Genomic DNA, 20466 nt, shown 5'->3' on the forward strand with positions numbered 1-20466 from the left:
GAACACAGTTCTACTGGCTGGATGAATGTTCTATGGCGGCGCTTGGTCGTCGGCCACGACGCGGCCGCTCCTCGCTGAGCCCACGTTCGACGTCAGAGGACGGTGTCGCGTGCAGCTGCCGTTCCGCCGCGTCGAGCCAGAGCAGGGCTGCATCGGCGAGAGCGGATGCCGCGACCGCCGCGAGCCGGTCCTGCGCCGTCACGACTGAGCCGTTGGGGGCATTGTCCCGGCGCATGATCCACCGCGCACGGTTCGCCGCGATGACCGACCGCACGACGCCGGCACGGCGCGCACCCGGGAGCGACGAGGCGATCAAGACCCGGTCGACGAGATCGTCCCATTCGTCACCCGCGGAACTGTCGGTCCCGTGCAGCCACTCGACGGCTTCGGCCCGCCCGCCGGGGGTCAGGCGGTACAGCGGCAGACCATCATCCGTCGTGCCGGCGGATTCGATGGCGGCCTGCACGACGAGGCGTTCGAGGGTGCCGTAGATCTGGCCCACGTTGACGCGACGTCGACCGGCGGTTCGTGCGGTGAGCTCACCATGGAGTTGGAATCCGTAGGCCGGGCCGATGGTCAAAATGGCGAGCAGGCTGGTGCGCACGGACACGGTTCCTCCAAGTACACGAGCGAAAACAGGTACACGAGCGAAAAGCGTTTGATCGCAAAACTATACCCAGTATACCGAAACAGGTTGTCAATTCCCGGGTGGATGGGCCATACTGCAGAGACAAGTGAAGAGCATCACCGCAGATATCGTGAGGTATTTCCGTTGCAGGTCGTTGGGGAAGACGCGCCTACATGAAACGGAAGGAGAAACGATGGCTGCCTTACATGACCGTGCCGTTGCAGATCAGCGTGCCGTTGAAGAAAGCCGCGCCCTCGCGCGAGGCGTTCTCTACGTGCACTCGTCGCCGCGGGCACTGTGCCCCCACGTCGAGTGGGCCGCTGGCCGCACCCTCGGCGAGGCCGTGAACTTCGCGTGGGCCGACCAGCCCGTGCTCCGAGGGTCCCAACGCGCCGAATTCTACTGGCAAGGCCCCCCCGGCACCGGGGCCGCCCTCGCCTCCGCCCTGCGTGGCTGGGAACACCTCCGCTTCGAGGTCACCGAAGATGCCGGCCTCGGCACCGACGGCGGCCGCTGGCTGCACACGCCCGACCTCGGCATCTTCTATGCCCAGACCGACACCGTCGGAAACGTCGTCATTCCCGAAGACCGCCTGCGCTACGCCATGGAGGTGGCCGGCGCTAATGCGCTCGAACTGCATCGTGAGCTGCGGCTGGCCCTCGGCCAGGCCTGGGACGACGAGCTGGAGCCGTTCCGGCACGCGAGCGACTTCAACGCCGTGGTCTGGCTGCACGCGGTCGGCTGAACAGGGTTAAACAACCGCGAGAGCGGGTGAATCGTCGAGCTGGCCAGGCCAGAACGACGATTCACCCGCTCTCGCGGATCCGGTGCAGGTGCAGGTGCAGGTGCAGGTAGTGCGGTGCTAGACGGACCTGAACGCGATGACCGCGTTGTGGCCGCCGAAGCCGAACGAGTTGCTGATCGCGAGCAGGTCGCCGGCGGGCAGCACGCGCGGCGAGGTGACCACGTCGAGCGGGATGGCCGGGTCCTGCTCGGTCAGGTTGATCGTCGGCGGAGCCATCCGCTCAGCGAGTGCCTTCACGGTGAAGACGGCTTCGATCGCCCCGGCGCCTCCGAGCAGGTGCCCGGTGGATGCCTTCGTGGCCGAAACCGGGATGCCCTCGAGCAGGTCTCCGAAGACGCGGCGCAGGGCGTTGTACTCGGCGATGTCGCCGACCGGCGTGCTCGTGGCGTGCGCGTTGATGTGGGACACGTCCTTGAGCTCGAGGCCCGCGTTCTGGATCGTGCCGATCATGGCCCGGGCGGCGGCGGAGCCTTCCGGGTCGGGAGCGGTGATGTGGTACGCGTCGCTGTTCACGACGCCGCCGAGCAGTTCGGCGTAGATGCGTGCGCCGCGCGCCTTGGCGTGCTCCTCGGTCTCCACGACCAGGGCAGCCGCGCCCTCGCCCAGCACGAAGCCGTCCCGCTTGATGTCATAGGGGCGGCTGGCCGTCGCCGGGTCGTCGTTGCGCGTGGAGAGGGCGTGCATCGCGGCGAAAGCGGCGATCGGCAGCGGGTGGATGGCCGCCTCGGAGCCGCCGGCGATCACGATATCGGCCAGTCCCGCCTGCAGGCGGTCGTAGGCGTTGACCAGGGCTTCGGTGCTCGACGCGCAGGCCGACACGACGGTGCGGATGCCGGCACGAGCGTGCAGGTCCATGCCGAGGGCCGCTCCCGGCCCGTTGGGCATGAGCATCGGAACCGTCATCGGCAGCACACGGCGCGGTCCGCGCTCACGCAGGGTGTCCCACGCGTCGAGCAGGGTCCAGACTCCACCGATTCCGGTGGCCCAGTCGACGGCGACACGTTCGGGCTCGACGTCGGGGGAGCCGGCATCCGCCCAGGCCTCCCGGCCGGCGATGAGGGCGAACTGGCTCGAGGGATCGAGGCGTTTGACTTCGAAGCGCTCGAGGACATCGGCGGACAGCACGCGTGCCTGAGCGGCGAACGTTACGGGGATCTGGGTTTCGGCGACCCAGGGGTGATTGAGGGTGCTCGTGCCGGACTGGCCGGCGAGCAGGTTGGTCCAGGTGTCTGTGGCGGTGCCGCCGAGGGGCGACGTCGCCCCGATCCCGGTAATAACGATCTTTTTGGCGATCTTTTTGGTCATAACGAACTCTCCGTGGGGCGTGAAAACGCCGTGAGACGTGGAAACGGGAGGTAAGACCTGAAATCAGGCCCACAAAACAGGCCGGTCAGCTCGAAAGCCGACCGGCCCGCTCAGTGCTGAGGTCTAGACCTGAGCCTTGACGATGAACGAGACCGCGTCGCCGACGGACTTGAGGTTTTTGACCTCTTCGTCGGGGATCTTCACATCGAACTTCTCTTCTGCGTTGACGACGATGGTCATCATCGAGATGGAATCGATGTCCAGGTCGTCGGTGAACGACTTGTCCAGCTCAACCGTGTCGGTCGCGATGCCCGTCTCGTCGTTGATGAGCTCGGCGAGGCCGGCAAGAACTTCTTCGGTGGACAATGCCATGGTGTTTTCTCCTTGTGAATTTCTCGTTTAACCGAGATTTAGTTTACGGGGTGGGGTGGTTAGGGCAGTACAACGACCTGCGCGCCGAAAACAAGACCGGCGCCGAAGCCGATCTGCAGTGCGAGGCCGCCGCTGAGCTCGGGGTGTTCCTCGAGAAGACGGTGGGTGGCGAGCGGGATGGACGCCGACGACGTGTTGCCGGTCGTGGCCACATCCCGAGCGATGACGACGGATTCCGGCAGCTTCAGCTGCTTGGCGAACTCGTCGATGATGCGCATGTTGGCCTGGTGCGGGATGAACGCGGCCAGGTCGGCGCTTTCGATTCCAGCGACTTCGAGAGCCTTCTTGGCCACCTTCGCCATGTCCCAGACGGCCCAGCGGAAAACGGCGGGACCTTCCTGGCGCAGGGTGGGCCACTCGGCTTCGCCGCGGCGGTATTCCTGCAGCGTGCTGTTCATCTGGATCGTTCCGGCCTTGGAGCCGTCGGATCCCCAGACCGTGGTCGCGATGCCCGGATACTCGCTCGGGCCGATGACGACCGCTCCGGCGCCGTCGCCGAGCAGGAAGGAAATGCTGCGATCCGCGGGATCGACGAGCTCGGAGAGCTTTTCGGCGCCGATGACGAGGGCGTAGTGGGCGGCGCCGGTGCGGATGAGCGCATCCGCCTGGGCCACGGCGTAGGCATAACCCGCGCACGCGGCATTGATGTCGTAGGCCGCGGCGGGGTTGGTGCCCACCCGGTCGGCGACGACGGCCGCGATGGACGGCGTCTGCCGGGAGTTGCTGATGGTCGCGACGATGACCGCATCGATGAGCGCGGGATCGATGCCGCTGCGTTCGATCGCTTCGCGGGCGGCATCCGTCGCCAGGTCCACGGCGTCGATGTCCTGGCTGGCGCGGGTGCGGGTGATGATTCCCGTGCGCTGCTGGATCCACTCGTCGGAGGAATCGATCGGGCCGACCAGTTCCGAGTTGGGAACGACGAGGTCGCCGCGCGCGGCGCCGACCGACAGGATTCGGGTGTACTGCGGACCGTGCGACTGCTGAAGTGTGGGCTTGGTCATACGTCTCTCTCGATCGGGGTCGTGCTGTATCGTGCCGTGCTGCGGAATTCAGTGCTGCCGAGCTCAGGCCTGCTGGTCGAGCATGGCGAAGGCCGCGGGCAGGTCGTCCGGAGTCTTGATGGCCACGCTCGGAATGCCCCTGAGGGCACGTTTCGCGAGGCCGGTGAGGGCTCCGGCGGGTGCGACCTCAATGATTCCGGTCACGTCCGCAGCGCTGAAGGACTGCATGCACCTGTCCCACCGTACCGAGGATGAGACCTGACCGACGAGTAGCTCGACGAATCGGTTGCCGTCCGACACCACGCTGCCGTCGTTGTTGGTCCAGATCGGAAGGGTCGGATCCGCCGCGGTCAGGGTCGATGCCACGGCGCTGAGGCGGTCGAGGGCGGGACGCATATATCGGGTGTGGAAGGCGCCGGCGACCGACAGCGGAATGATGCGCGACTTCGCCGGCGGATTCGCCGCGAGAGAAGCAAGGGCATCCATGGCGCCGGCGACGACGATCTGACCGCCGCCGTTGAAGTTGGCCGGCTCGAGTCCCAGTTGCTGCAGCAGCGCGAGCAGTTCGGCCTCATCGCCGCCGAGTACGGCGCTCATGCCGGTCGGTTCGAGGGCCGCAGCGGCCTGCATGGCAAGGCCGCGCTCACGCACGAAACGGATCGCCTCGTGAGTTGGCAGGATGCCCGCACCGGCGGCCGCCGTGATCTCGCCGACGGAGTGGCCGGCGATACCGGCGACCTTCTCGCGTCGGCCGTCAGCGAGCAGCAGGTCCAGGGTCAGGATTCCGGCGGCAACCAGCAGCGGCTGCGCGATGGCGGTGTCCCGAATGGTGTCGGCATCACTCACGGTTCCGGCTTCGACGAGATCGAATCCGGCTGCTTCGCTGAGTTCGCTCAGTTCATCACCCAGGTACGGCAGCCACGGTTCGAGAAATCCAGGAGTTTGGGAGCCCTGTCCGGGGCATACGACGACGATCACTTATCTAGTTTCCCAATCTGATTTCGGCCGCGAGTGTGAGAGAACGCCTAAGTATTCGAAGAAGGTTTGTGTGAATCCGCAAATCAGGGCGGATGCTGCCCCACCGGCCGCACTCAGAGCTACCGCCGCCGGGTCGAACCGTCGTGATCACTGATGGAGCCGAGAATCAGCGCGGCCTGCAGGATGAGCGCTTCGCGGGCCCCGGTGGCGTCATAGCCAATGACCTCGGAGACCCGCTTCAGGCGGTACCGCACGGTATTGGGGTGCACGAACAGTTCCCGGGCGGTGGCCTCGAGGGACCGGCCGTTGTCCAGGTAGCACCAGAGGGTGGTGAGCAACTCCGTCGAGTGGGCCTGCAGGGGGCGGTAGATGCGATGGATGAGCGTCGCGCGGGCGAGCGGGTCGCCGGCCAGGGCACGTTCGGGCAACAGGTCGTCGGCCTGCACCGGGCGCGGGGCGTTGCGCCAGGACCGGGCGACGGCAAAACCAGCGAGGGCCGCCTTGGCGCTCTTGGACGCATCCACCAGATTCGGCACCTCGTGGCCGAGCACGAGGTGCCCGGGGCCGAAAATGGGTTCCAGCTGCACGGCGATGTCCATGAAGCTGAGCGTGGGCTCGGTTCCCGTGCCGTGCCCGTTTCCCGCGGCCGCAGCCCCGGAACCGGCCGCAGCGGCCGTGGCGAGCGTGCCGGTGGCCGTGCCGGTGGCCGGTGTAGCGGCATCTGCCGTCGGCTCGGGGGAGGCGGGGCGGGCACGACCGATGACCAGGACGAGGCGATTGCCCTGCACCCCGATCAGCACATCCGCGGCCATGTGGCGGGCCGAGCGCCGCAGCTGGTCGACATCGAGCATGCTGGGCGTCGTGCCCACGAGCACGCACACCTCGCCGTGTCCGTGCCAGCCGAGTGCGGCGATGCGGCTCGGCAGGTCGTCGTCGTATTCGCCGCTCAGGATCGAGTCGACGACGAGGGCCTCCAGCCGCGCGTCCCAGAGCCCGCGTGCCTCGGCGGCTCGGGCATAGACATCCGCGGCCCCGAATGCGATCTCGCGGGAGTAGAGCAGGATCGCCTCACGCAGGGATTCGCTGCCGTCCTTCACGCGCTCCTCGACAACCTCCACGGTCACCCGAATCAGCTGCAGGGTCTGCTGCAGGCTGACCGAGCGCAGCAGTTCCCGGGGAGCCGCTCCGAACACGTCGGCCGCGATCCACGGGGTGGACTTCGGGTCGTCGAACCAGGAGATGAAGGAGGTGATGCCGGCCTGCGCGACGAGACCGACCGCCGACCGCCGCCCCGGCGGCATATCGCCGTACCAGGGCAGCGTGTCCTCGAGACGTTTCAGGGTCGTCGTGCACAGCTCGCCGGAAATCGTGCGCAGCCAGTTGAGGGTCTGCTCTTTCGTTCGGGGCGCCGATGCCACGTGTTTTAGCTCTCGCCCCCGGCCGATCCCGTGGTTCCAGCGCTGACGTCGTGCAGCCGGTAGCGTTCAATCGCCTGACCGGCGAAGCCCGGGTCGATCTCGCCCCGGCGGGCGAGCAGCTGCAGGGTACGCACGACCATCGAGGGACCGTCGATTTTGAAGAACCGGCGGGCGGCGGGGCGCGTGTCGGAGAAGCCGAAACCGTCGGCGCCGAGGGTGGCAAAGTCGCCGGGAACGAACTGTCGGATCTGGTCCGGCACGGCGTGCATGAAGTCGGTCACGGCCACGAAGGGTCCGGCCGCGTCGGCAAGCTTGCTGGTCACGTACGGCGTCTTCGGGGCGGCATCCGGGTTCAGGAAATTGTATTCCTCGGCGGCGAGGCCGTCGCGGCGCAGTTCAGCCCAGGACGTGACCGACCAGACATCGGCCGAGACTCCCCAGTCGTCGGCGAGCAGTTTCTGCGCCTCCAGGGCCCACGGCACCGAGACGCCCGAGGCCAGCAACTGGGCCTTGGGCCCGGCCGTCGCGGATGCACTGACCCGGTGCAGGCCGCGCAGGATGCCGTCAACGTCGACATCGGCCGGTTCGACCGGCTGAACCTGCGGCTCGTTGTAGACCGTGATGTAGTACATGACGTTCGGGTCGGTGTGCGATCCGCCATACATGCGGTCGAGTCCGGCGCGCACGATGTGGCCGATCTCGTAGCCGTAGGCCGGGTCATACGACACGACGGCCGGGTTCGTCGACGCGAGCAGCGGCGAGTGTCCGTCGGCGTGCTGCAGGCCCTCGCCCGTGAGAGTGGTGCGGCCGGCGGTGGCGCCGATCATGAAACCACGGGCCATCTGGTCGCCGGCGGCCCAAAGGGCGTCGCCCGTGCGCTGGAAGCCGAACATCGAGTAGAAGACGTAGACCGGGATGAGCGGCTCGCCCTGTGTCGCATAGGAGGTGCCCACGTTGGTGAAGGCCGCGGCAGCGCCGGCCTCGTTGATTCCCACGTGCAGGATCTGGCCCTGGGCGCTCTCCTTGTAGGCGAGCAGCTGGGCGTGGTCCACCGAGGTGTAGTGCTGGCCGTTGGGGTTGTAGATCTTCGCATTCGGGAAGAATGCATCGATTCCGAAGGTGCGGGCCTCGTCGGGGATGATCGGCACGATGCGGTTGCCGAAGTCCTTGGCGCGCACGAGTTCCTTGAGCAGGCGCACGAAGGCCATCGTGGTGGCGATCTCCTGGGTGCCCGAACCCTTCTTGGTGATCGCGTAGGTCGAGTCTCCGGGCAGGTTCAGCGCCGTGTGCTTCGTGCGACGCTCGGGCAGGTACCCGCCGAGCGCGCGACGGCGTTCGTGCATATACTCGATGGCCTCGTCCTTGTCGCCGGGGGTGTAGTAGGGCGGCAGGTACGGGTTTTCCTCGAGCTGTGCATCCGTGATCGGCACGTGCATGCTGTCGCGGAAGGTCTTGAGGTTGTCGAGGGTCATCTTCTTCATCTGGTGGGTCGCGTTGCGACCCTCGAAGCTCGGGCCGAGGCCGTAGCCCTTGACGGTCTTCGCGAGAATGACGGTCGGCTGGCCGGTGTGCTCGGATGCGGCCTTGAACGCCGCGTAGACCTTGCGGTAGTCGTGGCCGCCGCGCTTGAGGTTCCAGACGTCGTCGTCGCTGTACCCCTCGATGAGCTTGAGGGCCCGGGGGTCGCGGCCGAAGAAGTTCTCGCGCACGTAGGCGCCGCTCTCGGCCTTGTAGGTCTGGTAGTCACCGTCAGGAGTGACGTTCATCAGGTTGAGCAGGGCGCCGTCGGTGTCGCGCTTCAGCAGGTCGTCCCACTCGCGGCCCCAGACGACCTTGATGACGTTCCAGCCGGCACCGCGGAAAAAGCTTTCGAGCTCCTGGATGATCTTGCCGTTGCCGCGAACCGGGCCGTCGAGGCGCTGCAGGTTGCAGTTGATCACGAAGTTCAGGTTGTCGAGGCCTTCGTTGGCCGCGACCTGCAGCTGGCCGCGGCTTTCAACCTCGTCCATTTCGCCGTCGCCGAGGAACGCCCACACCTGCTGGTCGCTGGCGTCCTTGATGCCACGGTTGGTCAGGTACCGGTTGAGCTGCGCCTGGTAGATCGCGTTGATCGGGCCGAGCCCCATCGAGACGGTCGGAAACTGCCAGAACTCCGGCATCAAGCGCGGGTGCGGGTACGAGGAGACCCCGCCGCCGGCGTGGGACTTCTCCTGGCGGAAGCCGTCGAGCTGGTTCTCGGTCAAGCGGCCTTCGAGGAACGCGCGGGCGTAGGTGCCGGGGGAGGCGTGGCCCTGGATGAAGATCTGGTCGCCGCCGCCCGGGTGGTCCTGGCCGCGGAAGAAGTGGTTGAAGCCGACCTCGTAGAGGGCGGCGGATGACGCGTAGGTGGAGATGTGCCCGCCCACGGCGATGCCGGGGCGCTGGGCGCGGTGCACCAGAACGGCAGCGTTCCAGCGAATCCAGGCGCGGTAGCGACGTTCGATGTCCTCGTCGCCGGGAAATTCGGGCTCGTTCTCGGGCGCGATCGTGTTGATGTAGTCCGTGGTGGGCACCATCGGCACGCCGAGGTGGAGTTCCTTGGAGCGCTTCAGCAGGCTCAGCATGATCTCGCGAGCGCGCTGGTGGCCGTGCGTGGCCACGAGGGAATCGAGCGACTCATTCCACTCTGCGGTCTCGGCCGGGTCGGCATCCAATTTGGTGACGGAGTACGGGTCCTGGTCGTTGACAGTCACAGTTGACCTCTCTCTGGGGCAGTCTCCGCCCAGCACGTCGTTGCCGGCAGGTCGCCGGCGGCAGGGCGCGGTGGGTGGGTCGTGTCGAAGTGTCGTGCCAGCAGATAGCGGGTCGGTGAGGACCGTAGGCACCACGCCAGCCTACCGATTCCGCATCCCGTTCGCGCGCGGTGCCGCGCGCGGGTTAAGCTGTGGCACCGGCTCAGCCGCGCCTATGGCGGTCGGGGGAGAGACGTGCACCATGGCTTTGGAAAACGATACCCAAGCACCCGATTTCGAACTGCTCAACCAGTTCGGGGAACGGATCCAGCTCAGCCAGTTTCGGGGCGAGAAGGCCGTCGCCCTCGTTTTCTTTCCGCTGGCATTCTCCGGGATTTGCAGCGGTGAGCTGTGCGCGCTGCGGGACAACATCGCCCTGTTCGCCGACAGCGGAGTGGAACTCCTCGGGATCTCCGTCGATTCCCGTCATGCTCTGCGCGCGTTCGGAGAGCAGGAGAAGTACGGTTTCAGCCTGCTCGCCGACTTCTGGCCGCACGGCGGGGTCGCCAAGGAGTACGGCGTTTTCCTGGACGAGAAGGGGTTCGCGAACCGGGCAACCTTCGTGATCGACCGGAGCGGCATCATCCGTGCGAGTTTCATCACGGCGCCGGGGGAAGCCCGCTCGATCAGCGACTATCGCGCGGCGCTCGACATGCTGCAGCCGGTGTTGCCCGGCTGAGCTCACAACGTCGTCAGACCCGACTCCAGAAACGGCTATAGTAAAGGTTCACCCCGGGCTGCAATGCGGCCGCGGGGGCCTTTAGCTCAGTTGGTAGAGCGCCACGTTTACACCGTGGATGTCATCGGTTCGAGCCCGGTAGGGCCCACCACCGTATTTTCAGAGCTTTTCTGTCGCCCATCTCGGAGTTGTCTCTGGCCTCGGGCCGCCCCCACGTCGTAGTGTGGTCATCACCACGTCGGTGCGAGGGCAGGAGGCCGATCCACCATGGCATCCTCGGACTTTGCCGAGAGTGACAGCGTCATCCGCCCTGAGAATTCGCGGCTGTGCGTCCGGTTTGTCGAGGCTTTGCCCGTGACTGGCGCCGCCGTGTCCGTTTTTGGCGGGATGGTTCCGGAAACGTCGATCTGTGCGAGTGACCCGTTGGCCGCCCGGCTCGATGAAATCCAGTTCGATCTGGGCGAGGGGCCTCGCTGGGAATCGGTCCGGTCGCGTCTTCCCGTTCACGAGGCCTACGTCCAGCAGTCCGCGCACGAAAACTGGCCGATGTTCGGTGCCGCGTTGAAGCGCACCGGCGTCGAGTCGCTTTTTGTCTACCCGCTGTCCGTCGCGGCCCTCGATGTCGGGGTCGTCGAGCTGTACAGCCTGACGCCGGGACCACTGAGCGCCCAAGACCACGCGATCGCCCGCGCCCTGGCGTCTGAGACGGCCTGGACGCTGCTCGACCACCTCCTCAGCATGCAGGAGGCAGCTCGCACCACCGAACCCCGCGACAATGCACCGCTCTCGCGGCGTGAGATCCACCAGGCCACCGGGATGGTCCTCGTGCAGCTGGAATCCAACGCCACCGAGGCCCTGCTCGTCATGCGGGCCCACGCCTTCTCGCACGACCGCTCGCTGCGAGACGTGGCCTCTGACATCGTCGAACGCCGACTCGTCTTCGCTGCCTGACCGGTGTTCGCGGCCTGATTTTCTTGAGTCAACCTCAGTATTGGTCGTACACTGGAGGCGTGGTCATCCTCTCTCGGGCCTCACGCGTCAGCGAGGCCTTCGTCAAGCTCACCGATGCGTTGGTGGGCCAATTCGACGTCCTCGACGTGCTGCACACCCTGGTGGAACAGTCCGTCGAACTCCTCGATGCCACCGCCGCCGGGCTCCTGCTCGCCGATCCGAGCGGGCACCTGCAGGTGCTGGCATCCACGAGCGAGGCGAGCCAGCTTGTCGAGGTGTTGCAGAGCCAGGCCGGGGTAGGCCCGTGCGTCGATTCCTACAAGACCGGCAAGGTCGTCACGCTCGCGGACATCCAAGCCGACGGTGACCGGTACCCTGACTTTCAGGCCGCCGCCCTCTCCCAGGGATTCCAGTCCGTGCACGCGATCCCGATGCGGGTGCGCCCGCGCACCATCGGGGCGCTGAATCTCTTCCGCATGGAGAAGGGCGAGATGACGGCCGACGATGCCTCGATCGGGCAGGCGCTGGCCGACGTCGCAACCATCAGCATCCTGCAGGAACGCACTTTTCGTGAGAACACAATGGTGAACGAGCAGCTCCAGCGGGCTCTCACCAGCCGCATCCTGATCGAGCAGGCCAAGGGAGTCATCGCGCAGCGCAGCAGCGTAGACATGGATGAGGCCTTCAGCCGACTGCGTGCGTATGCCCGCTCCAACAATGAGGCCATGCACGACACCGCGCGCAGTGTGATCAACCGCGACATCACCCTGTAGCAGCACACGACGAGCACCTCCTCAGGCAGTTGGGCGCACGCCTCAGCCTGGCCCGCTACGCTATTCGTACCCGCACCGGGGTTTTCGGCTTCACGGCTGTCTGTCCTTCGCTCGCGGATCGAGGTGGGGGCGGCTGTGTCTGATCGCGTCGCCTTTGAAACGGCCGTTCACGCGCTGTCTCTGGCACCCGAACGGGGAACGAGCCTCTGCGAGCCTTTTCTCTCGGCCCTCCCCATCGACCGGGCGGCCATTTCGACGCTGGGCCCGCCCTTCGCCCGGGAAACCCTGTTCGCGACGGATGCCACGGCGGCTCGCTTCGATGAAATCCAACTCGACCTGGGGGAGGGCCCGTGCTGGTGTGCGGTGAGGACCCGTCGTCCGGTGCTGGTGTGGGACATCTTGGGTGGGGACGGTCAGGGTGGGGACGGTCAGGGCGGCGGCATCCACGCGGGGCCTGTTCGCAGCGAACCGAGCCCGGGCCGAGAACTTCAGTGGCCGACCCTGCGCGAAGCCGTCACCACGCTCGACGTCGCGGCTGTCTACGCTTTTCCCCTCATGGTGGGTGCGCTCACCGTCGGCGCGGTCGACCTGCACACCCGGGTGCCCGGTCGCCTCGACGATGTGCAGATCGTCGACGCCCAGATCCTTGCCGGCCTTGCAGCGCGGCATGTGCTTCGCCGGGCCTTGGACGCACGCAAGCTTGATGTTGCGGCAGACGACGCCTCGGGCTTCTCGCGCCGCGCCGTACACCAGGCGACCGGCATGGTCCTGGCGCAGATGAATTCCAGCGCCGCTGACGCCCTGTTGATGATCCACGGCCATGCCTTCTCGAGCGGACGATCCGTGCGTGAGATCGCAGCCGATGTGGTGGCGCGCCGATTGGATTTTTCCACGCTGGACGAGTCCTGAGTGGTCCCGTCGTAGGATTGCAGACATGGTGACCAAAACTCGGGAGGGTCAGCTTGTCGAGACCTTCGTGACCCTTGCCGACACGCTCGTCGCGGACTACGACATAGTTGACCTGCTCCACACGCTCGTGGAGAAATGTGCCGCGCTCCTGGAGGCGTCCGCCGCGGGAATCATCCTGTCCGCGGGCGACGGCGAGCTCGAGGTCGTCGCGTCGACCAATGAGCGCAGCCGACTCGTCGAGATCCTCCAATTGCACGCCGGAAGCGGCCCTTGCGTGGAAAGCTTCACCACCGGCCATGCCGTGTCGATACCCGACATCGCCGTGCTCGGCGACAAATGGCCGCGTTTTCAGAGCGGCGCCCTCGAGCAGGGTTTCTCCTCAATGCACGCCGTGCCCCTTCGGCTGCGAGACACCACGATCGGGTCTCTGAACCTGTTTTGGGACCGAGTCGGCGGCCTGAGCGACGTCGATACCCTCGCCGTGCAGGCCCTGGCCGACGTTGCGACGATTGGAATCCTGCAGGAACGGGCCATTCGCGAGAGCGACGTGGTACGCCAGCAGTTGCAGCATGCTCTCAACAGTCGCGTCATGATCGAGCAGGCCAAGGGCGTCGTCGCCTACGTCAACGACGTTCATATGGGCGATGCCTTCTCGCTGATTCGTGATTACGCTCGAAGAAACGGCATCCCGTTGGCCGAAGTCGCCGAGCAGATCGTCAATCGCGCGCTCAAGATTTAGCTCGGACAACCGGCTGGCGCTGATGCCGACGAAAACTCACTTCGAGGCGTCGCGCGATTCCGGGCAGCGGCGTAGACTGGCCCGTGCCGCCCCGGACCCTGGTAGCGCACAAGTAGACGTGAGCTTCGAGGGGAGACCCTTCCGAGGGAGACCATGAAACGAATATTTCATCCAGGTGGTTCGGTCGTCACCGGGAGTGATCTGGCGGATGCAGTGCTTCTCTACGCAGAGGCGCTCAGCAATCGTCGACAGGTCGATGTCGTCGACATTCCTGTCGTAGGTGACTCCGGCGAACTACTCCGGGCCCAATTCCTGATCGGTTCCGCCAGCCAACTGGTCAGCGTAACCTCCGAGTCATTCGCTCCCGAGCTCGTCGAGCCCGAGACCACGGATTTCCTGCGCCGCAAGGCGCAGACCGGTGCCATGATTCCGGCCTCGTGGACCCGCGAGGAATCGGCATCCGCCCAATTCGACGATTTCGACTACTGATTCGATTGACTACTGATTCGATTGACTACTGATTCGATTGACTGCGGAATCGATTTCTCTTACTGACCCGATAGTGTGAGGCCTATGAGGGAATCGGTCTGGGACTACCCGCGGCCACCGCGGGTAGAACCCTGCGGTGACCGTGTCGTCGTGCGGTTCAACGGTCAGGTCCTCGTCGACACGGCGTCATCGTTCCGCGTGCTGGAAACGAGCCACCCGCCGGGTTTCTACCTGCCCCGAGCCGATTTTTCTCCCGGTGCACTTCAACCTGCCCGACGGCGCACGGTGTGTGAGTTCAAGGGCGTGGCCAGCTACTTCGACGTCGTGATCGATGGGCGTCGAGCGGATGCCGCGGCCTGGCTCTATCCCGACCCCGCTGCGGGCTACGAGGTGCTGCGGCACCACGTTGCCCTGTATCCCGGGCTCATGGACGAGTGCACCGTCAACGGTGAGGTCGTGACGAAACAGGAGGGCGACTTCTACGGCGGGTGGATCACGGAAAACATCGTCGGCCCGTTCAAGGGCGCTCCGGGCACGCTCGGCTGGTAGTGGTGCCGGCTGATAGCGGTGCCGACAGGCAGCACAGGCAGCACAGGCAGCACAGGCAGCACGGGCAGCACGGGTAGTCTGAGACGGTGTCTTTTTCCTTGAACGACGTCACCCGGGTGGCCCACGACCTCTGGCCGCTTTCCGGCGCCTCCGGGTGGGATGCACCCGGACTCGTCACGGGCCGGAGTACCGACCCGATCTCCGCCATCCACCTGGCCGTCGACGCCGTCTCGGACACCGTGGACGAGGCCATCGCCGTGGGCGCCGACCTGATGCTCGTGCACCACCCGCTGCTGCTGCGCGGCGTGGTCACCGTCGCCGAGGACACCTACAAAGGGGCACTGCTTGCCCGCCTCATCCGTTCGGGCTGTGCCCTGCTGGCCGCGCACACCAACGCCGACGTCGTCGTCGACGGCGTCTCCGACGTTTTCGCGACGCGTCTGGGCGTGCTCGACCCGCAGCCGATCGAGGCCGGCACCGATCCCGGAACCGGCATCGGACGCGTCGGTCGGCTCGCCGAGCCGACCACGCTCGGTGTGCTCGCTCGACGACTGGCTGTCCTGCTTCCCGCGACCGCCTCGGGTGTGCGCGTGGCCGGCGACTACGGTGACGCGATCACGACGGTCGCCCTGTGCGGGGGAGCGGGGGATTCACTGCTTCGGCATCCCGCCGTGCTCGCAGCGGATGTCTACATCACCTCGGACCTGCGCCATCACCCGGCCTCTGAAGCCCGCGAACAGGCCGGCGTGGCGGGCGGCCCCGCCCTGGTCGACGTCTCGCACTGGGCCAGCGAGTGGCTCTGGCTCGACACCGCGGCGGCCCAGCTGCGTGCGGCACTGCCCGGGGTTACCGTCACGGTCAGCGAGATCCGCACCGATCCGTGGGACTTCGTCGTCACCCAGTAGCGCGTCCCGCCAACGCCCGGTCCCGCCAACGCCCGGGCCCGCCAACTTTTACTCTTCTTTTTCAATTCCACACTCGTACAGTCAGGACATCGTGAAGGCATCTCCCCTCGAGCAGAAGGAGCTTTTGCGGCTCCAGGCTGCGGACATCAAGGTCGTCCAGCTCACCCACCAGACCACCGCGCTTCCCGAGATCGCCGTGCTGAAGAACCTCGGGGTGACCCTCGACGCCACCAAGATGACGCTGGCCGCCCGCAGCGGGGAGCGCGACGACGTGCGCACTGAACTGCGTCGCATCGAGTCCGACGTCGACGTCGTCGAGAAGCGCATCCAGCGCGACACGGAGCGGGCCCAGGCCACCTCCTCGGTCAAGGACGTGCAGGCGCTCGAACTCGAGCTCACGGCGCTGCGCAAGCGACTCCTCGACCTCGAAGAGATCGAGATCGCCGTGATGGAACGGCTCGAAGAGCACGACGCCTCCGTCGCCACGGTCGAAACCGAGCGCGACGCGCTGCTGGCCCAGATCACCGAGACCGAGGCCGTGCGCGATGCCCAGCTGGTCGACGTGCACCGCCAGCTGGGGGAGCTCGTACGCGACCGCGAAACCGTCGCGGCCAGCATTCCCGCCGAACTCGCGGCCCTCTACGAGAAGCGCCGCATCACCGGCCACGGCAACGCGGCTGCCCTGCTGCGCGCCCGCACCTGCAGCGGCTGCACCATGACACTCACGGGCAGCGACCTCGCCGAGGTGCGCCAGGCACCCGTCGACGAGGTCGTCTTCTGCCCGGACTGCGGCGCGATCCTCGTGCGCACGGAGGAGTCCGGCATCTAGGCCCTGTAGGCTGGACCCTTGGAATGGGCCGACAAGACGGTCGCGTCATCGGTGTGGTCTTCGGATTGATTTCGGGGACTGAGCGGATGCCGAGGAACGTCCGGGCTCCACAGAGCAGGATGGTGGGTAACACCCACCCGGGGTAACCCGCGAGACAGTGCCACAGAAAGTAGACCGCCCCCGGGCCGGGCCTTCGGGCCGGGCCAGGAGGTAAGGGTGAAACGGTGGTGTAAGAGACCACCAGAGGCCAGGGTGACCTGGTCGGCTCGGTAAACCTCGTCCGGAGCAAGGTCAGACAGAAAGCGCTAAGGCTGCTCGCCGAGCTTTCGGGTAGACCGCTAGAGGGCTGCGGCAACGTAGTCCCGAGATAGATGGCCGTCCAGGGTGCTTCGGCACCGGGACAGAACCCGGCGTAATAGTCAGCCCAGTCCACCAAAAAGCCCCCGACACCTGTCGGGGGCTTTTTCACGGTGTCGTGACGTCTATCGGGCGAACGTCACGGCTTGGCTGGCGTAACCGATGAGGCCAGCCGACGTTGTCACGCTGACCACCAGTTGGTGTGTGCCCGCGGCGAAGTCGTTACGGAACACGCTCCAGCTGCCGTCGGCTCGAACCTCGGTCATCAGCGTCTGACCGCTCATGCGTACCTGCACGCGGGAGCCGGCCGGCGCGGTCGAGGTGCCGGCGATCGTGCGCACGAGCGGGTTCGCCACGGTATTGGCGCCACCCGTGATCGTGACCGCGGGCGCGGGGTTGGCGCTCTTCAGCACTCGACTGAAGGTGCCGGTGTCCCCGGACTGGTCGGCGACAGATGCGACCACGACGTAGTCGCAGTCGGCCGACTGAGCTGCGGACAGGTTCCACACCCCATATTGGTGAACGGATGCCGTCAGCGTCTTGCCCGACGCGGTCACGGTCGCTTCGCCATTGGGGGAGACGGGCGGGCATCCGGTTGAGAGCACGAGCGGCACCGTCGTGACGGGGACCGTCGTGAAGACCAGCACCCGGGTGCTCCTACCCGAGCTGCCGCCGCTCAGCTGCATTTCGACGGTCACGGTGTACCGTCCCACGTTCATCGGGTTCAGGCGCTGCCCCCAGAGGCCTCCCGCCTGAACGAAGGTGTGGAATACCTGCGAGTCGATGGTGACGATGACCTTGGTGCCGATCGGGGCATCCGTCGTGCCCTGAATGACCGGGTTGGCGTAATTCACGACCCACTCCGCGTTCGCGGCGGGCAGCGTCACGGGCGGTGTCCCGGGAGGTACAGTGATCGGCGTCGCGACGACGATGCACACCTGGGTCGCACTGCCCGTGTTACCGGCGAGATCGGTGATGGACACGCGGATGGATACCGTGCCGGGGAGCAGCGCTCCGGGACTGACGCTCCACGTGAGGCCGGGTCGCACGATCGTGGGCAGGGTCTGACCCCCGGCAACGACGACAACGGGGGAGCCGACCGGCGAATTCGTCGTGCCGCTGATGGTGGACGTGGGGCCGCCCGTGGTCTTCGCGCCCCCGGTGATCGTGACGACCGGTGCGATGGTGTCCACGACGACGCTCTGCACGCCCGAGCCGACGTTCGCCGCCCGGTCCGGCACGGTGACCACCGCGACGCAGGTGCACTGGGGCAGCAGGGGCGACGTGACGCTCCACGTGCCGTTGCCCGTGACCGTCGTCGTCAGAACCAGCCCGCCGATCCGCACGGTGACGGTCGACCCTGCCGGGGCGTTGGTCGTGCCGCTGATCGTCGGCGTCGTGTCCTTGGTGTTGATCGTTGATCCGCCGCTGATGGTGACGGTCGGTGCGACCGTGTCCACGGTGAGAATCTGCCGGGCCGTGCCCGCGTTTCCGGCCAGATCGGTGACGGTCGCGCTGATGATCCGGTCCCCGTCGCTGACCGTCGAGGCCGTCACGACCCAGGTGCCGCCGGCCGTGACCCGGGTCGTCTGGGTCTGGCCGTCGATCTTCACGGTCACCGTGGTGCCCACCGGTGCGTTGGTGGTGCCGGAGAGTGTGGGCGTTGCGTCGTTCGTGAGGGCCCGAGCGCCGCCGGTGATCGTGACCGCCGGCGCTGTCGTGTCGACGACCAGCGACTGGCGAGCCGTCCCGGTGCTGCCGGCCCGGTCAGTGACCCTGACCACGACGGCCACGGAACCCTCGACGAGTACGGCCGCAGTCACCGACCACACCCCGCCGGCCCGAACGGTCGTCGTCACAACCTGGGCGGCCACGGTGACACGCACCGCGCTGCCGACCGGGGCGTTCGAGGTGCCGAAGATCGTCGGGGTGGTGTCCCTGGTCTGCGTCGTAGACATGATCGCCACCGTTATGGCGGGTTTCGGCGTCGGCGAGGGCGTCACGGTGGGGGTCGGTGTCGGGGTGGCCGTCACGGTGGGAGTCGGCGTGGGCGTCACGGTGGGGGAGGGCGTCGGGGTGGCCGTCGCCGTCGGCGTTGCCGTCGGGGTCGGCGTTGCCGTTGCCGCGGGCGTCGGGGTGGCCGTCGGCGTCGGCGTAGCCGTAGCCGTAGCCGTGACGACCGGACCAAAGGTCGCGGAGGCGCCGACCGTCACGGCGGCGTTGATCGACAGCGCACGTCCGTGAACGATCGCGCTCGCGCCCACGTTGACGGCGGCATAACTCAGGATGGTGCCGTAGAAGGTTGACGACGCGCCGAGGGTGGCCGCGGCGTCGACCTGCCAGAAGATGCGTGCAGCCTGGGCGCCGTTGGCCAGCACCATGGTGGAGGCGGCCGAAGTATCCAGGGCGGCATCGGTCTGCACGATGAAAACCGCGTTCGGATCGTTCTGCGCGTCGAAGGTCAGGGTCCCGGTCTGCGACAGGGCGGCGACCGAGTGATAGACGCCGGGGGTCAGCACCCTGCCTCCGAGAGTGGCGGCGATTTCGATGGCCGGCCCGCGCCCGGCCGCGTCCGCATAGGCGTCGGTCGCGGCGGTCAGGCCCGGTCGGGCGGCGGTATCGACCGCCGTTCCCCCGGCAACCGCTCCCGCGCCCAGGGTGAGGGCGGCATTGGGGGTACCGATTATCCCGGCGTAGGTGCTCTGGGCGCCGGCCGTCATGGCCGCAAAGGCCAGGGCCGAATACCCCGACGCCGCGCCGAGGTCAACGGTGGCCTGGGTCGTTGTGGCCGATGTCACGGCCTGGGCCGGAACGGCCGAGACCATTCCGCCCACCACGAGGGTGATTGTGGTGGCTGCAACTCCTGTGACCGCGTTCCATTTCTGGAAACGAGTCCCCCCGACACTTTTATTGCGCGTTCTGAACACGGTTCGACCTTCATTCAACGTGTGGGGACCGCCCACAACGGGATTTCACAACTGGTTTTTGACTCAGATGTCGAGAATCTCGCTGGGAACCGATCATCGTGCCTTCGTGCACACGTTGAAAACGAAAGTGACTTGTAATAGTTATCTGGGACGGCGCGCGGGTCAAGGAGTGGACTGGAAGTCCACCCCCTGCAGCGTTCTGTCTACCCCCGGTAGTGGGGGTGTTTTAGGGCGCGGTCGTCGTGCGCTGTTCGAATTTCACGGCCAGGGCGGCCGCGCCCAGGATGCCGGCGTTGTTCCGGTGCACCGCGGGAATGATCGGCGTATCGAGCCGGAGAAGCGGCAGGAAGTCCTGGTGATACTTCGATACGCCGCCGCCGACGATGAACAGGTCCGGCGTGAAGAGGCGTTCGAGCGTGCCGTAGTACTTCTGCAGGCGAGCGGCCCACTTTTCCCAACTGAGGTTTTCCTTCTCCTTCGCCGAGAAGGCGGCCTTGGTCTCGTAGTCCTTGCCGTCGATTTCGAGGTGGCCGAGCTCGGTATTGGGAACCAGGACACCGTCATTGAGAAGCGCCGTTCCGATGCCGGTGCCCAGGGTGGTCAGCAGAACTACACCGCCGACCCCCTTGGCCGCACCGAACTGGGCTTCCGCATACCCCGCGGCATCCGCATCGTTGACGAAGTGGATGTTCTGACGCAGTGCTTTCTCGAACAGCTCCTCGGCCTCGAGGCCGATCCACTTGTCCGACACGTTCGCTGCCGACATCGTGCGGCCGTTCTTCACGACGGCCGGGAAACAGACGCCGACCGGCAGGTCGGAGACCCCCGCGGACACTGTTTTCAACAGCGCGCGGGTGGTCTCGATGATGTCCTGCGGGCGCCCGCCCTTCGGCGTGGGCAGTTTCACCCGATCGGACAACAGGGCCCCGGTAGTCAGATCGACAACCGCCCCCTTGATGCCGGTGCCGCCGATGTCGATCCCAATAGCCGTCGTTGAACTCATGCGTTCCAACCTACC

Annotated in this window: 19 protein-coding genes, 1 tRNA gene and 1 other RNA gene; 12 read left to right on the plus strand and 9 right to left on the minus strand. The window is 66.5% G+C overall.

Annotated features, from left to right (window positions below; translation table 11 throughout):
• Positions 1 to 10: 10 nt before the first annotated feature.
• Positions 11 to 610 (minus strand): PadR family transcriptional regulator, encoded by a 600-nt coding sequence (locus tag D6T64_RS13890; RefSeq protein ID WP_119975276.1) that lies wholly within the window; start codon positions 608 to 610, stop codon positions 11 to 13.
• A gap of 211 nt (positions 611 to 821) precedes the next feature.
• On the opposite strand from D6T64_RS13890, the gene D6T64_RS13895 reads away from it, so the two are divergent.
• Positions 822 to 1373, plus strand: a complete 552-nt coding sequence (locus D6T64_RS13895) for a DUF3145 domain-containing protein (protein WP_119975277.1) — start codon at positions 822 to 824, stop codon at positions 1371 to 1373.
• 117 nt (positions 1374 to 1490) lie between these two features.
• Here the strand turns inward: D6T64_RS13895 and D6T64_RS13900 are convergent, their stop codons facing one another.
• From D6T64_RS13900 to aceE, 6 genes are all read right to left on the minus strand, one after another.
• The gene (locus D6T64_RS13900; RefSeq protein WP_199719168.1) at positions 1491 to 2738 is read right to left on the minus strand and encodes a beta-ketoacyl-[acyl-carrier-protein] synthase family protein; all 1248 of its coding nucleotides are present in this window, start codon (positions 2736 to 2738) and stop codon (positions 1491 to 1493) included.
• Between the two features lie 123 nt (positions 2739 to 2861).
• Positions 2862 to 3110: an acyl carrier protein gene (locus D6T64_RS13905; RefSeq protein ID WP_119975278.1), complete on the minus strand. Its 249-nt coding sequence runs from the start codon at positions 3108 to 3110 to the stop codon at positions 2862 to 2864.
• Between the two features lie 59 nt (positions 3111 to 3169).
• Complete coding sequence (locus D6T64_RS13910; protein WP_119975279.1) at positions 3170 to 4174, minus strand: beta-ketoacyl-ACP synthase III; 1005 nt, start codon at positions 4172 to 4174, stop codon at positions 3170 to 3172.
• 63 nt (positions 4175 to 4237) lie between these two features.
• Positions 4238 to 5152, minus strand: coding sequence for an ACP S-malonyltransferase (locus tag D6T64_RS13915; RefSeq protein ID WP_119975280.1), 915 nt, complete (start codon positions 5150 to 5152; stop codon positions 4238 to 4240).
• Between the two features lie 119 nt (positions 5153 to 5271).
• Positions 5272 to 6570: a PucR family transcriptional regulator gene (locus D6T64_RS13920; RefSeq protein ID WP_199719169.1), complete on the minus strand. Its 1299-nt coding sequence runs from the start codon at positions 6568 to 6570 to the stop codon at positions 5272 to 5274.
• A 5-nt stretch (positions 6571 to 6575) separates the two neighbouring features.
• A complete protein-coding gene (aceE, locus tag D6T64_RS13925; protein ID WP_119975282.1) occupies positions 6576 to 9302 on the minus strand; it encodes a pyruvate dehydrogenase (acetyl-transferring), homodimeric type in 2727 nt (908 codons plus the stop codon).
• 241 nt (positions 9303 to 9543) lie between these two features.
• Between aceE and D6T64_RS13930 the strand changes: the two genes are divergently transcribed.
• From D6T64_RS13930 to rnpB, 11 genes are all read left to right on the plus strand, one after another.
• A complete protein-coding gene (locus tag D6T64_RS13930; RefSeq protein WP_119975283.1) occupies positions 9544 to 10020 on the plus strand; it encodes a peroxiredoxin in 477 nt (158 codons plus the stop codon).
• Between the two features lie 75 nt (positions 10021 to 10095).
• Positions 10096 to 10171: transfer RNA gene (locus tag D6T64_RS13935), tRNA-Val, on the plus strand.
• Between the two features lie 203 nt (positions 10172 to 10374).
• Positions 10375 to 10971 carry a GAF and ANTAR domain-containing protein gene (locus D6T64_RS13940; protein ID WP_233551174.1) on the plus strand — a complete coding sequence of 199 codons (597 nt, stop codon included), beginning with the start codon at positions 10375 to 10377 and terminating at the stop codon, positions 10969 to 10971.
• A 59-nt stretch (positions 10972 to 11030) separates the two neighbouring features.
• Positions 11031 to 11744 (plus strand): GAF and ANTAR domain-containing protein, encoded by a 714-nt coding sequence (locus D6T64_RS13945; RefSeq protein WP_119975285.1) that lies wholly within the window; start codon positions 11031 to 11033, stop codon positions 11742 to 11744.
• 135 nt (positions 11745 to 11879) lie between these two features.
• On the plus strand, positions 11880 to 12653 hold the full coding sequence (locus D6T64_RS13950; RefSeq protein WP_233551175.1) for a GAF and ANTAR domain-containing protein: 774 nt from the start codon (positions 11880 to 11882) through the stop codon (positions 12651 to 12653).
• 25 nt (positions 12654 to 12678) lie between these two features.
• Positions 12679 to 13392 (plus strand): GAF and ANTAR domain-containing protein, encoded by a 714-nt coding sequence (locus D6T64_RS13955; protein ID WP_119975286.1) that lies wholly within the window; start codon positions 12679 to 12681, stop codon positions 13390 to 13392.
• Between the two features lie 153 nt (positions 13393 to 13545).
• Complete coding sequence (locus D6T64_RS13960) at positions 13546 to 13881, plus strand: hypothetical protein (RefSeq protein ID WP_147364573.1); 336 nt, start codon at positions 13546 to 13548, stop codon at positions 13879 to 13881.
• An 84-nt stretch (positions 13882 to 13965) separates the two neighbouring features.
• On the plus strand, positions 13966 to 14430 hold the full coding sequence (locus D6T64_RS13965) for a DUF427 domain-containing protein (RefSeq protein ID WP_119975288.1): 465 nt from the start codon (positions 13966 to 13968) through the stop codon (positions 14428 to 14430).
• An 86-nt stretch (positions 14431 to 14516) separates the two neighbouring features.
• Entirely contained in the window at positions 14517 to 15335 is an 819-nt protein-coding gene (locus tag D6T64_RS13970) for a Nif3-like dinuclear metal center hexameric protein (protein ID WP_119975289.1), read from the plus strand.
• 91 nt (positions 15336 to 15426) lie between these two features.
• Positions 15427 to 16164 (plus strand): zinc ribbon domain-containing protein, encoded by a 738-nt coding sequence (locus tag D6T64_RS13975; protein ID WP_119975290.1) that lies wholly within the window; start codon positions 15427 to 15429, stop codon positions 16162 to 16164.
• Positions 16165 to 16188: 24 nt separating this feature from the next.
• Positions 16189 to 16595: RNase P RNA component class A (gene rnpB / locus D6T64_RS13980), an RNA gene on the plus strand.
• A gap of 51 nt (positions 16596 to 16646) precedes the next feature.
• Here rnpB and D6T64_RS13985 read toward each other — a convergent pair.
• A complete protein-coding gene (locus tag D6T64_RS13985; protein WP_147364575.1) occupies positions 16647 to 19358 on the minus strand; it encodes an Ig-like domain-containing protein in 2712 nt (903 codons plus the stop codon).
• A 316-nt stretch (positions 19359 to 19674) separates the two neighbouring features.
• Positions 19675 to 20451 (minus strand): polyphosphate--glucose phosphotransferase, encoded by a 777-nt coding sequence (gene ppgK, locus D6T64_RS13990; RefSeq protein ID WP_119975292.1) that lies wholly within the window; start codon positions 20449 to 20451, stop codon positions 19675 to 19677.
• Positions 20452 to 20466: the final 15 nt, after the last annotated feature.

Source organism: Cryobacterium melibiosiphilum, from assembly GCF_003602235.1.
GTDB lineage: Bacteria > Actinomycetota > Actinomycetes > Actinomycetales > Microbacteriaceae > Cryobacterium > Cryobacterium melibiosiphilum.

Excerpts from the sequence above, each read along its gene's own strand:
- D6T64_RS13895 (WP_119975277.1), top strand. The coding sequence starts at position 822 with ATGGCTGCCTTACATGACCGTGCCGTTGCAGATCAGCGTGCCGTTGAA.
- D6T64_RS13900 (WP_199719168.1), bottom strand. The coding sequence starts at position 2,738 with ATGACCAAAAAGATCGCCAAAAAGATCGTTATTACCGGGATCGGGGCG.
- D6T64_RS13905 (WP_119975278.1), bottom strand. The coding sequence starts at position 3,110 with ATGGCATTGTCCACCGAAGAAGTTCTTGCCGGCCTCGCCGAGCTCATC.
- D6T64_RS13910 (WP_119975279.1), bottom strand. The coding sequence starts at position 4,174 with ATGACCAAGCCCACACTTCAGCAGTCGCACGGTCCGCAGTACACCCGA.
- D6T64_RS13930 (WP_119975283.1), top strand. The coding sequence starts at position 9,544 with ATGGCTTTGGAAAACGATACCCAAGCACCCGATTTCGAACTGCTCAAC.
- D6T64_RS13955 (WP_119975286.1), top strand. The coding sequence starts at position 12,679 with ATGGTGACCAAAACTCGGGAGGGTCAGCTTGTCGAGACCTTCGTGACC.
- D6T64_RS13960 (WP_147364573.1), top strand. The coding sequence starts at position 13,546 with ATGAAACGAATATTTCATCCAGGTGGTTCGGTCGTCACCGGGAGTGAT.
- D6T64_RS13965 (WP_119975288.1), top strand. The coding sequence starts at position 13,966 with ATGAGGGAATCGGTCTGGGACTACCCGCGGCCACCGCGGGTAGAACCC.
- ppgK (WP_119975292.1), bottom strand. The coding sequence starts at position 20,451 with ATGAGTTCAACGACGGCTATTGGGATCGACATCGGCGGCACCGGCATC.